This window comes from Micromonospora coerulea, from assembly GCF_016598485.1.
GTDB lineage: Bacteria > Actinomycetota > Actinomycetes > Mycobacteriales > Micromonosporaceae > Micromonospora > Micromonospora coerulea.
In genome coordinates this window covers 24,096-35,771 of record NZ_JAEMUW010000039.1, presented here as the reverse complement: position 1 = coordinate 35,771, position 11,676 = coordinate 24,096, and the positions used below count along the sequence as shown (strand labels likewise).

The 11,676-nt window shown below is 75.7% G+C and carries 13 protein-coding genes; 4 read left to right on the top strand and 9 right to left on the bottom strand.

The window, feature by feature from the left end; translation table 11 throughout:
- The first annotated feature begins 344 nt into the window (after positions 1-344).
- A complete protein-coding gene (locus I8N68_RS29920) occupies positions 345-992 on the top strand; it encodes a phosphotransferase (RefSeq protein ID WP_200216228.1) in 648 nt (215 codons plus the stop codon).
- 91 nt (positions 993-1,083) lie between these two features.
- Here I8N68_RS29920 and I8N68_RS29915 read toward each other — a convergent pair whose 3' ends face one another.
- From I8N68_RS29915 to I8N68_RS29890, 6 genes are all read right to left on the bottom strand, one after another.
- Positions 1,084-2,532, bottom strand: coding sequence for a serine/threonine-protein kinase (locus I8N68_RS29915; protein ID WP_200216226.1), 1,449 nt, complete (start codon positions 2,530-2,532; stop codon positions 1,084-1,086).
- Positions 2,533-2,668: 136 nt separating this feature from the next.
- On the bottom strand, positions 2,669-2,872 hold the full coding sequence (locus I8N68_RS29910; RefSeq protein WP_200216224.1) for a hypothetical protein: 204 nt from the start codon (positions 2,870-2,872) through the stop codon (positions 2,669-2,671).
- A gap of 11 nt (positions 2,873-2,883) precedes the next feature.
- Entirely contained in the window at positions 2,884-3,939 is a 1,056-nt protein-coding gene (locus tag I8N68_RS29905; protein WP_200216221.1) for a LacI family DNA-binding transcriptional regulator, read from the bottom strand.
- A 136-nt stretch (positions 3,940-4,075) separates the two neighbouring features.
- Positions 4,076-4,924, bottom strand: a complete 849-nt coding sequence (locus I8N68_RS29900) for an SAM-dependent methyltransferase (RefSeq protein ID WP_200216220.1) — start codon at positions 4,922-4,924, stop codon at positions 4,076-4,078.
- Positions 4,925-5,035: 111 nt separating this feature from the next.
- Positions 5,036-5,917 carry a Sco1979 family transcriptional regulator gene (locus I8N68_RS29895; RefSeq protein WP_234040857.1) on the bottom strand — a complete coding sequence of 294 codons (882 nt, stop codon included), beginning with the start codon at positions 5,915-5,917 and terminating at the stop codon, positions 5,036-5,038.
- 112 nt (positions 5,918-6,029) lie between these two features.
- Positions 6,030-6,293 (bottom strand): DUF397 domain-containing protein, encoded by a 264-nt coding sequence (locus I8N68_RS29890; RefSeq protein WP_200216219.1) that lies wholly within the window; start codon positions 6,291-6,293, stop codon positions 6,030-6,032.
- A 264-nt stretch (positions 6,294-6,557) separates the two neighbouring features.
- On the opposite strand from I8N68_RS29890, the gene I8N68_RS29885 reads away from it, so the two are divergent.
- The gene (locus tag I8N68_RS29885; RefSeq protein WP_200216218.1) at positions 6,558-7,208 is read left to right on the top strand and encodes a GGDEF domain-containing protein; all 651 of its coding nucleotides are present in this window, start codon (positions 6,558-6,560) and stop codon (positions 7,206-7,208) included.
- A gap of 8 nt (positions 7,209-7,216) precedes the next feature.
- Here the strand turns inward: I8N68_RS29885 and I8N68_RS29880 are convergent, their stop codons facing one another.
- From I8N68_RS29880 to I8N68_RS29870, 3 genes are all read right to left on the bottom strand, one after another.
- Positions 7,217-8,245 carry a phosphotransferase gene (locus tag I8N68_RS29880; RefSeq protein ID WP_200216217.1) on the bottom strand — a complete coding sequence of 343 codons (1,029 nt, stop codon included), beginning with the start codon at positions 8,243-8,245 and terminating at the stop codon, positions 7,217-7,219.
- A 99-nt stretch (positions 8,246-8,344) separates the two neighbouring features.
- Positions 8,345-8,839, bottom strand: a complete 495-nt coding sequence (locus I8N68_RS29875) for a type II toxin-antitoxin system PemK/MazF family toxin (RefSeq protein ID WP_307813032.1) — start codon at positions 8,837-8,839, stop codon at positions 8,345-8,347.
- Positions 8,840-9,064: 225 nt separating this feature from the next.
- The gene (locus tag I8N68_RS29870) at positions 9,065-9,811 is read right to left on the bottom strand and encodes a class I SAM-dependent methyltransferase (protein ID WP_200216210.1); all 747 of its coding nucleotides are present in this window, start codon (positions 9,809-9,811) and stop codon (positions 9,065-9,067) included.
- Positions 9,812-9,855: 44 nt separating this feature from the next.
- Here I8N68_RS29870 and I8N68_RS29865 point away from each other — a divergent pair, with 44 nt between their 5' ends.
- Complete coding sequence (locus I8N68_RS29865) at positions 9,856-10,374, top strand: NUDIX hydrolase (RefSeq protein ID WP_200216207.1); 519 nt, start codon at positions 9,856-9,858, stop codon at positions 10,372-10,374.
- A 49-nt stretch (positions 10,375-10,423) separates the two neighbouring features.
- Positions 10,424-11,662, top strand: a complete 1,239-nt coding sequence (locus I8N68_RS29860; protein ID WP_200216204.1) for a serpin family protein — start codon at positions 10,424-10,426, stop codon at positions 11,660-11,662.
- Positions 11,663-11,676: the final 14 nt, after the last annotated feature.

Genomic DNA, 11,676 nt, shown 5'->3' with positions numbered 1-11,676 from the left:
GGGGCCCGGTCACCGGCCCGGTGGAGCGGGCCAGCTACTCAGTCGCACGGTGAATGTAACGACCCCGGCCCCGCCACGATTCCGGCCTACGGATGCCAGCGGTCACACCCTGAAACCGGACATCAGACCCAGACCGCGCACCCCGGCAGGCGCGAACCGGACACCCGGCACGACATCGCCGACCTGGCAGTATCCGGCGCCCACCCGACACCCGCCACATCGCCCACCCGGAGTCGATCAGGCCCCTGAGCGGCCAGCCGCCGCCCACGGGCGAACCCCGACCATGTCAGAGCTGGGGCGAGCGGGGACGGACGGCCGGACGGACGGCGGCTAACGTGAGGCCGGTGACTGTCCCCGCGCTGCTCGCCTCCGGCCGGACCGCCGACGTGTACCTCGTGGACGACCGGCGGGTGCTGCGCCGCTACCGCGCCGGCGGCGACGTCGCGGCCGAGGCCGAGGTCATGCGGCACCTGCGGGGGTCCGGCTATCCGGTGCCGGCGGTGCACCGTGCGGACGGGCCGGACCTGGTGTTGGAGCGGCTGGTCGGTCCGACGCTGGCGGAGGCGTACGTCCGGGGCGACGTCGACACGACGGACGGGGCACGCCTGCTCGCCGACCTGCATGCGCGGCTGCACGCGCTGCCCGCCGCACGCTCGTCCGATCCCGACGTTCGGATCCTGCACCTGGATCTGCACCCGGAGAACGTGGTCCTCACCCCGGCGGGCCCGGTCGTCATCGACTGGGCCAACGCGACCGAGGGGCCGGCCGAGCTGGACACGGCGATGACCGCGCTCATCCTCGCCGAGGTGGCCACGGACCGGGACACGCCGCTGTCGACGCCGGCGCGCGAGTTGCTGGTCGGGTACCTGGCCGCCACCGGGCCGGCGCGGCTGCTGGCGCGGGCGGCCACCCTGCGCGCGGAGACCGGCCCGCTCGACGCCGCGCGGTTGGCCGAGGCGACCGCGCTGGTCCGTGCGCTGTCGGCCGGATGAGCGGCCGGCTGGTCGGGATCCGGCGGTGAAGTCGCTGCTCGGCGACCCGGTGCACCTGGCCTGACCCGGCCCGGTCAGCCTCCGGGCCGGCTCAGCCCTCGTCGCCGCGGCCACCCCGCGACTGCGCGTACGCGGTCAGCAGGTCCTGCAGTCGGGCGGCGGTGTCGGTGCCGATCCGCCCGTCGTCGGCCGCGTCGGCCACCCGCTCGCGCAGCTCGGCGAGCCGCTTGGCGCGGTCCTTCGGCTTGCCCCGGTCCAGCTCGGCGGCCTTCTCCCGCAGGTCCCTGGCGGTGTCCCGGTCGATCTCGCCCCGGGACTCCGCGTCGGCGAGCACGTCGGCGAACGCGGCCGCGAGCTGGCGCAGGGTGACCGGCGCCGGCGCGGTGGTGGGGGCGGAGGGCTCGGCGGTGGCCGACTCGGCCGGACCGGAGGATTCCGCGGTGGATTCCGGGACCGGGGCCTCGGTGGTCCGCTGGGCGGCCGGGGGGTTCCCCGAGTCGTCCAGGGCGAGCATGCCGACCAGGCCGAGCAGCAGCGCGACGCCGGCCGCGACCAGCACGCCGAGCAGCCGGTTGGATCGGGCCGCCGGCCGTTGCGGCACCGCCGCCGGCACCGGACGGACGGCGGCCGGCGCTCGCTCGATCAGCGTCGGCGGATGCTCCGGCCGGGCGAGCGTGGGCAGGATCGCCGTCGGTGGGTCGGCCGGCTGCCCCGCGCCGAACCGGGTGGCGAGCCGGGCCGCGGTGGGCCGGCGGGCCGGGTCCGGCGACAGGCAGGCCAGGGTGAGCTCGGCGATGTCGGCGGGCAGCCCGGAGACGCGCAGCGGCGGCACGGGGGTACGCCGGGCCTGCACGTCGAGCACGTCCTCCCAGGTCTGCACGGGCAGCGGGGCCCGGCCGGTGAGGGTGCGGTAGAGCAGCGCGCCCAGGGTGTAGACGTCGCTGGCCGGGTTGGCCGGGCCGGGCGTCATCCGCTCCGGGGCGAAGTAGGCGGGGGTGCCCATCATCAGCTCGCCGGTCTGCCCGGCGAGGGGGTGGCGCGGCCCGGCCAGGGTGGCGATGCCGAAGTCGAGCACCTTGGCGCCGGTCTCGGTGAGCATCACGTTGCCCGGCTTGACGTCCCGGTGCACCACGCCGATCCGGTGCGCCGCGGCGAGGGCGGCGGCCACCTGACCGGCCACCCGGACGGCCTCCGGCCAGGCGAGCGGGCCGGTGGTCAGCCGATCGGCCAGCGTCCGCCCCTCCACCAGCTCCATCACCAGGTACGGCATCAGCGACCCGTCGGGCAGGGTCGCCTCGCCGTAGTCGTACACCTGGGTGACGTTCGGGTGGGTGAGCCGGGCGGCGGCCCGGGCCTCCCGCTGGATGGTGGCACGCAGCTGCGGGTCGGCGGCGAGCTGCGTCGCGAGGGCCTTCACCGCGACGGGGCGGTGCAGCACCTCGTCGTCGGCTCGCCACACCTCGGACATCCCGCCGAGGCCGATGCGCTCGCGCAGGACGTACCGATCGTGCAACCGCAGTGTGGGCGTGAACGGCGACATGGTGCCCCAGTCTGCCTGCCCACCGCCGCCGTCCCCAACCCCGGTGCCCGGTTCGGGCCTCGCCGCCCCCGGTTGGGGTGATCCGACACCGCCTGGGTGGCGCGGGCCACCCGGGGCGGGTCAGCTGCGGCGGGGCTCAGGAGCAGGTGGGCGGCAGCACCGCGGGCCGGGGCTCCATCAGGTCGGCGAGCCGGCGCAGGGCACCGGCGGCGGCCAGCCGGGTGGGTGCCAGCGGCGCCGACCGGGGACGGTCGGGGCGGACGGGCGCGTCGGGCCGGGCGGAGTTCACGTGTCGGGTCACCGCGTCGACGGCGAGGATGAAAGCGGTGGACTGTTCCATGGTCGGCTCCTTCAGGCGGGGCGGGTGGAGGTGCGGACGACGAGGGCGGTGTCGAGCAGGACGTGCCCGGCGGCCGGATCGGCCGGGGGCGCGAGGAGGAGTTCGGCGGCGATCCGCCCCTTCTCCTCGGCTGGCTGCCGGACGGTGGTGAGCCCGGCCGCGGCGGCCTCGGCGATGTCGTCGAAGCCGGTGACCGAGACGGGACGCGCCAGGCGCGGCCCGGCCTCGGCGAGCGTGTCGAGCACGCCGAGGGCGAGCACGTCGGAGCAGGCGAGGACGGCGGTGGGCGGATCGTCGCCGGTCAGCGTGGCGGCCACCGCGGCGGCGCCGGCGGCGCGGCTGTTGCCGGTGGCGTTGAGCACGGTGAGGTCCGACCAGTCGACGCCGAGGGCGGCGAACGCGTCGGCGAAGCCGGCGAGCCGGCCGCGGGTGGTGGGGTGCGGGACGTCCGCCGGGGCGGCCAGCCGCAGCGGTCCGGGTGGGGCGTCGGGCAGCATCGTGTCGCCGAGCAGGGCCACCCGCCGGTGCCCGAGGGCGGCGACGTGCTCAGCGACCGTACGGGCGGCGGCCCGCTCGTCAATGCCGACGTAGCGGTGCGCCGGGTGGGCCTCCTCGGGGGCGGCGGTGGTGACGTAGGGCAGCGCCCGGCGGCGGATGGCGTCGAGCGCCCACTCCTCGTTGCCGACGCAGTAGACGCAGAAGCCGTCGACCGCGGCGTTCTCCACGGCGGCCCGGGCCCGCGCCGGATCGTCGGGCAGCGGCACCAGCAGCAGGGCGCTGCCGTGCCGCTCGGCGGCGCCGCTGAGCCCGGCCAGGAAGCGCACCGCGAAGGGGTCGGTGAAGGCGTACGACAGCTGAGAGGTGAAGAGCACGCCGATCGCCCCGACGAAGCCGCGGCGCAGCGACCGGGCGGTCGGGTTGGGCCCGGGGTAGTCGAGCTGGCGCGCGGCGTCGAGGATCCGCTCCCGGAGCGCGGCGGAGAGCTGGTCGGGGCGGCAGTAGGCGTTGGAGACGGTGCTCCGGGACACCCCCACCGCGTTCGCCACGTCCTGCAGAGTCGGCTTCACCGCGCCCCCTTCTGAATCGATTCAGTCTGGATCGATTCAGAGACTACCCAGACGGGTCGTGGTTGGTCAATCGACACCGGAAACGACCTCGGCCCGGTCGGCATCCGCCGACCGGGCCGCGCGACCGCGGTGGGACTCAGGGCTTGCGGGCGACCCCGCCGTACATGCTGACCTCGACGACCGAGGGACGCGGCTGCGGCTCGCCCTCGGCGCGCCACTCGGCGACCGAGCGGATGCCCGGCTCGACCACCTCCAGGCCGTCGAAGAAGCGGCTGAACTCGTCCAGGCCGCGCAGGTTGATCACCCCGTGCGGGCCGCCACCCCGGGCCGCGCCCCTCGCCTCCTCGGCCAGCTGCGGCGGCAGGTAGTCGTAGGTTACGTGCGAGGCGGCGAGGTAGCTGCCGGACGGCAGCGCGTCCAGCAGCCTGGTGACCACGCCGTACGGGTCGTCACCGTCGGGCACGAAGTGCAGCACCGCGACCAGCATCAGCGCCACCGGCTGGGACAGGTCGAGGGTCCGCCGCAGGTCGGGGTGGCCGAGGATCCGGTCCGGGTCGCGCAGGTCGGCGTCGATGTAGGCGGTCGCGCCCTGGGCCGAGCTGGTCAGCAGGGCCCGGGCGTGGGCCAGCACGATCGGGTCGTTGTCCACGTAGACGACCCGGGCGGTCGGGTCGATCGCCTGGGCCACCTCGTGGGTGTTGTCGGCGGTCGGGATGCCGGTGCCGATGTCGAGGAACTGCCGGATGCCGGCGGAGCGGGCGAGGTGGCCGACGGCACGCTGGAGGAACCGGCGGTTCTCCAGGGCGCTGATCCGGATGGTCGGAAAACGCTCCGCCAACGCGTCCCCGGACTCCCGGTCGGCCTGGAAGTTGTCCTTGCCGCCCAGCCAGTAGTTGTAGCGGCGGGCGGGATGCGGCACCGAGGTGTCGATCCGGTCGCTGGGGTGGACCGGTTCCGTCGCGGTGCCGGGAACATCGGTGGTCAAGGCTGCCTCCGCGACTCCGCGCCACCCTGCTCCGGTGGCGTCCGTCCACTCTCGCCGGTTCGCCGCACATGGTAGTGCCCGAGCCGGCTCGACCGGCGCCCCGGGACGCGCTCAGCGCGGGTACAGCTCGTCGCGGATCCGGCCGAGCAGCTCGGGCGTACGCTCCGGCGGTGCGGCCGCCACGCAGAGCCGCTCCATGGCCAGCGCGTAGTAGTCCAGGTCGTCCCGCTTGTCCAGGTAGATCGCGCTGGTGAGCTGTTCGATGTAGACGATGTCCGGCAGATCCGGGTCACTGAAGCGCAGGATGGTGAAGGCGCCGCCTGCCGCGGCGTGCCCACCGGCGTCGAAGGGCACGATCTGGAGCCGGACGTGCGGCGAGCTGGTCGCCTCGACCAGCGCGTCCAACTGTCCGCGCATCACCTCCGGGCCGCCGATCGGGCGGCGCAGGGTGGCCTCGTCGACCACCGCCCAGAGCTGCGGGGGCCGCGTCCGGCGCAGCACCTCCTGGCGTTCCATCCGCAGCCTCACCCGGCGATCGATCACCTCCGGGGCGGCGCCACGGTGGCCGAGCAGGATCACCGCGCGGGCGTACTCGGGGGTCTGGAGCAGGCCGGGGACGAACTGGAGCTCGTACGTCCGGATCAGCGCGGCGGCGGCCTCCAGTCCCAGGTAGGACTGGAACCAAGGGGGCAGCACGTCGCCGTACCGGTGCCACCAACCGGGGCTGTTCGCGTCCCGGGCGAGCTTGAGCAGCGCCGCGCGTTCCTCGTTCGCCGCGACGCCGTAGAGGGTGAGCAGATCGGCGACGTCGCGTTCCTTGAAGCCGACCCGGCCGAGCTCCATCCGGCTGATCTTCGACTCGGAGGAGCGGATCTCCCAGCCGGCGCCCTCGCGGGTGACCCCGGCGTCCTCGCGCAGCCGCCGCAGCTGCGCCCCGAGCAGCATGCGCAGCACGGTCGGGCCGCTGGCCGCGCCGCCCTCGCCGGGATCCATCGTCACGTGGCCGTCCTTCGCCTGCCAACCAGTGCCGACCGGACACCGCGGTCCGGCCGACGGGTAAGCATGCCATGGACCGACAGTGAGATGAACTCCTCCGGACGGAGGATCAGTCCCGTCCGCGGGATACGGCTCCGGCGATCAGCTGGTCGAAGTCCCCGTCCCGGGCGCCGAGCACGAAGGCGGTGATCTCGTCCACCGTGTAGATCAGCGCCGGGCCCTCCGGGTGCCGGGAGTTGCGCATCGCGATGCCGGCACCGCCGGGCAGTACGGCCAGCTCGACACAGTTGCCGCTGGGGTTGCTCCGGCGGCTCTTCTGCCACCGCAGCGGGGGCAACTCGCTGGTGGGTACGCCGTTCTGAGGTTGCTGCATGGGCGTCTTTCTGTGCGAAGAGCCAGCCGATGCCGCGGGAGGTGCGGTGGTGGCGCCGGGGTCATGGGTCGACACAGGACGATGGTGCACGTGCATCTGCTGTTGCATCTGCATTGGACAGCGAGCATGATAACGCAGGTGCGGGGTACTCATCCGTTTACTCTGGGTTACCTCGCGCGGTCACGACCAGCGAAAACACGGGTCCGGACGGGCGGTTCGCGGCACCACCTGGGCGGCGCCGACGGCGGTGGCGAGGGAGGGTGCGTGCCGGATCCGATGACCGTCGCCTCCGGGATCTCCGCCGCCGGTGCGCTCGTCTCCGCCTGGCAACTGCGCCGCCGCGCGCTGCGCGCGGAGGCCGAGATCGGGTTACTCCAGGCCGAGCTGGCCGCCGAACGGCACGCCGCCAGCCACGACCCGCTGACCGGGCTGCCCAACCGGCGGGCCTTCTACCGGCTCGCCGCGACCCTGCTCACCGACGCCGCCGGCACCCCGCTGATCGCCGTCGTGCTCGACCTGGACGACTTCAAGCAGGTCAACGACCGGTACGGGCACGCCGCCGGCGACCAGGTGCTGATCAGCGTGGCGCAGCGGCTCGCCGCCTTCGCCGGGGACAACCTGGTCGCCCGGCTCGGCGGCGACGAGTTCGCCGGGCTGCTGGCCAGCCCGACGGTGGACCGGCGGTGGATCGAGCACGCCACCCGGCGGCTCTGCGAGGCCCTCGCCGCGCCGATCCCGCTCGGCGGCCGCACCGTGCAGGTGACCGCGTCCGTCGGGCTCGCCCCGGTGCACGGGCCGACCCAGCTCGCCGAGGCGCTCTGCCGCGCGGACGCGGCGATGTATCAGGCGAAGAGCGTGGCCGCGGCCCGACCGGCCCGCCAGCTGGTGGACACCCCGCACCTGGCCGAGTGCTGACCGGCTGATCAGCCCCAGCGGCCCAGGTCGCGCAGCGCCTCGCGGGCCAAACTGACCAGCCCCACCGGCGACAACAACCCGTCCACGATCTTCAGTGCGCGAACCCGCTCGGCCTCCGGCCGGTCCGCGTCGGCCACGTCCCGCGCCCAGCTCCCGATGTCGTCCAGGGCGCGCACGCCCAGGTGGTAGGCCAGCCGGACCGGATCGGGGTCCACCGGGCCGTAGCCGGCGAAGAAGGCGGCCTGCTCGGCCGGGGTCACCGGCGCGAACGCCAGCACGCCGCCGGTGACGAACATCAGGTCGCGTTCCCGGGGCGCAAGTACCGCGTCGTCCCAGTCGATCAGCCAGACCCGCCCGTCCGGGTCGAGCAGCAGGTTGCCCAGGTGCGGATCGCCGTGACAGACCACCAGGTCCGCCGGCCGGTCCCGCAGCTCCGCGCCGAGCCGGTCCACGCGGTCGAGCAGGGTGGACACGTCGTCCGCGGCCGCCCGCCAGCGGTCCGCCACCTCCCGGGTCCACCGGTCGGCCGAGCCGTCCACCGCCCGTAGCCGGCGGTCCGTCTCCCGGGTGGCCGCGCTGACCGCCGCGTGGGTGTGGTCCTCCCGGGGCAGCAGCGCCGCCAGCTCGTCGGTGGGGGCGACCGCGTGCGTCGCGGCCAGCACCTCGCCGTACGTCCGCCAGTGCGCGACGTCCATCCCGCCGTCGAGCGCCCGATCGGCGGTCAGCCACGGCACCACGGAGAGCCGCCGTCCCTCGTGGACGCTCCAGAGCCGGCCGTCCCGGGTGGTCAACGGGGCCACGATGCCCGGCACGCCCCGCGCCGACAGGTGGGCCGTGACGCACAGGCCCGCCGGGGTGCCGCCGCCGCTCAGCTTGACCGCCCACTGGGCGCCGTCTGCGTCGGTGGCCCGCCACAGCCGCGCGGCGTCGTCCGCGCCGTACGGCACCAGCTCGGCGGCGACGAGGGCGAGACCGAAGTCCTCCGCCACCCAGCCGGCCAGTCGTTCGTCCCCGGCGATCGCCGGCTCACCCGTCACCGGATCACCGTGCCACGGCTCACCCGTCGGCGCGAGCGGTTTCCCCCCGGTCAGCACCAGCCACGGCGCACCCGTCGGCGCGAGCGGTTTCCCCGCCGGTCAGCGCCAGCCGTAGCCGGCGCGCAGGGCCTGGCCCACCCGGTCGAAGCGGGGCCGGTCCAGCACCGCGCCCTCGCGCCGGATGCTGTCCTCCCGCATGGTGAGGACCCGGTCGAGGCGTACCCAGCTCGGGCGGTTGTCCCGGTCCCAGGCGCCCGGGCCGAGCGCCAGCCAGTGCCGCTGGCCGTCCCGCTCGTCCTGGCTGGACAGCATCAGCCCGAACAGCGTCCGGCTCTGCCGGCCCACCACCAGCACGGGGCGGTCCTTGCCCTGGCGGGGGTCGTCCTCGTACGGGACCCAGGTCCAGACGACCTCCCCCGGATCGGCCTGCCCGTCCAGCTCCGGGGCGTACGCCAGCTGGCGACGCTGCAGCGCGGCCACCTGGCGGCGCCGCGCGACCTGCGCCGGGATCCGGCCCGGCGACCCGGCGGGCGTCGCCGCGCCCCCGTTCATCCGGCCCAGTCGCGACGCCACGTTCCTCAACAGACCTGCCACGGCGGGCAGCCTATCCCGCACGACCCGACAGGGATGAAATGCGGTGGAGGTACGCCGCGGCCGTCGGCGACGATCCGGGGGTGACCGTTCCCGCCCGGCAGATCCGGGCCACCTTCACCGCGGACCGCATCACCGCGCCCCTGTCCGCTGCCGCCCGACGTGGCCCGGGTGATCGACGCCGGCGCGGACTGGTACGGTGCGGGCGCGACCGACGGCTGAGCGGGGTCAGGCCGGGCGGCGGGCCAGCACCAGGGCGGTCCGCAGGTCCAGCACCACCGTTCCGCCGAAGCCGTCGGCCGCGGCGCCGACCGCGGCGAGGACCCGTGCCCGCAGCTCCGGCGGGCGCTTCAGTTGCGGGGAGAAGGTGCTGACCAGGCGCTGGTACGCCGCGGTGTCCAGCGGTACCGCGCGGCGGAAGGGCACGACGCGGACGTCGGTGAAGAGTCCGCTGTCGGCGACGTCGGCGTGGAACCAGTCCTCCGGACGGTCCCCCTGCGTCGCCGGGTCCACCGACTCGAACGCCGCCCGGAGCGCGGCGGCGTGCGCCGGATTCACGTACGCGTAACGGTGCCCGAAGACCGCCAGCGTGCCGCCCGGGGCGAGCGCCTCGTACGCCCGGCGGTTGCGGGTGGCCGGATCGAGCCAGTGCCACGCCATCGCGCAGGCGAGCGCCGGCACCCCGCCCGGTGGCGGCGTCCACTCCTCGAAGGCCGCCACCACCACCTCGACCCGCGGGAACCGGGCCGCCAGCCGCGCGGCCATCCGGGCATCGGGCTCCACGCAGGTCATCGGCGCGCCCAGCCCGAGCAGGACCTCGGTGGCCCGGCCCGTCCCGGCGCCCACCTCGACCAACCGGCCGGGCGCCCCGCCGTGGTACCCACCGATCGCCTCGGCGATCGCTGGCGGGTAGCCCGGGCGCGCCTCGTCGTAGCTGTTGGCCACCTCACCGAAGAGCTCGGACATGAGCGTCATCGTGGCAGGGTGGACGCGGATCCGTGACCCCTTGGGAGGCGACCATGACCGACGAGCTGCCCCGGGACCTGCCGCTGATCGAGCGGCGGGCGGTCCGGCTGGTGGTGCTGGACGCCGAGGAGCGGGTGCTGCTCTTCCACACCCGCGACCCGGACCACCCCCGGCTGGGCACCTGGTGGGAGCTGCCGGGCGGCGGCCTCGACCCCGGGGAGACGTACCTGGACGCGGCGGTGCGGGAGCTGCGCGAGGAGACCGGCATCCGGGTGGACCCGGACCGGATCGGGGCGCCCCGGTGGCGGCGCCGGGCCAGCTTCATCCACCGTCAGCTGCGGCACCTGCAGGACGAGGTGGTGGTGCCGGTCCGGCTGCCGGGGCGGGGCCCGGCGGTCGACGAGGCCGACCGGCTCGACTACGAGTTGGAGGACTACTTCGGGTTCCGCTGGTGGCCGGTCGCCGAGGTGGTGGCCAGCGGGGAGCGCTTCTACCCCGGCCGGTTGCCGGCGCTGCTCACCCCGTTCCTGGCGGGCGAGGAGATCGACGAGCCGTTCGAGCTCTGGTCCTGACGTACCGGGTGGGCGTGCCGAACCGCCCGCCGGTGGGCAGAGTGGAACCATGACGAGTCTCCAGGAGCCCCTCGCCCGGTACGCCGACCGCCTGCACGCCGCCGTCGAGCCCGGGCACCACGTCGCCTCCCCGCTCGGCGCCTGGCTGCTACTGGCGCTCTGCGGCCCGGCGGCGCGCGGGGCCGCACGCGACGAACTCGCCGACGTCCTGGGCATGGACCCGGACGCGGCCGCCGCGACCGCCGCCGCCCTGCTGGCCGAGCCGCACCCGCTGGTGCCGGCGGCGACCGCGGTGTGGCACCGGGCGGGGTACGACACCACCCGGCTGGCCGACTGGTACGCCGGCCTGCCGCCACGGACCGCCACCGGGCCGCTGCCGCCGCAGGAGACGCTGGACGCCTGGGCGCGCGAGCACAGCCTCGGGTTGATCGACCGCTTCCCGCTGCGGGTCAGCGAGCAGGTGGTGCTGGCCCTGGCCAGCGCGCTGGCCACCCGGATCTCCTGGGCCGACCCGTTCGAGCTGGCCCCGGCCGCGGCCCTCGGGCCGGGCAGCGCCTGGGCCGGCGCCCTCACCCGGGTGCTGCGCACCCCGGAACGCGGGCACCGCGCCTGGATCGCGGCCACGGAGCGGGCCGGCGACGTGGTCGTGCACGTGGCGGCGGCCCGGCCGGCGGATACCGAGGGCGGCGCGGCGGGGCTCGCCGTGGTGTCGGTGGCGGCCGCGCCCGGGGTGGCGCCGGGTGACGTGCTGGCCGCGGCGTACCGGCTCGCCCCGGCCACGGTGGTCGGCGGCGAGCCGGGCCGGCGGTCGCTGTTCGACCTGCCGCTGGGTGACACACCACTGTGGACGCTGCGGGAGGAGCGGGTGCGCACCCGGGCCCGGGACGGGCGCGAGGAGCGGCACGCGGCGGTACTGCCCTGCTGGTCGGCGCGGAGCGGGCACGACCTCACCGGGCCCGGACTGGGCTTCCCGGCGGCGATCACCTCGGTGGCCGGCCCCGGCACCCAGGCCGAGGCCCGGCAGGCGGCCGCGGCCCGGTTCGGCCGGTACGGCTTCGAGGCGGCCGCGGTGACCGGGGCCTTCGGCCTGGTCAGCCTGCCGCCGGAGGGGGTGGCCCGGACGGCGGAGCTGCGCTTCGGCCACCCGTACGCGGTGGTCGCAGTGGCCACCGACGAGCGGCCGGACGGGATGGGGCCGTGGCACGGGGTGCCGGCCTTCTCCGCCTGGGTGGCCGATCCGGAGGAGCCCTCGGCGGACGAGCTCGTCGACCCGCCCGGGGCGTACTGACCGGCCGACCAGAC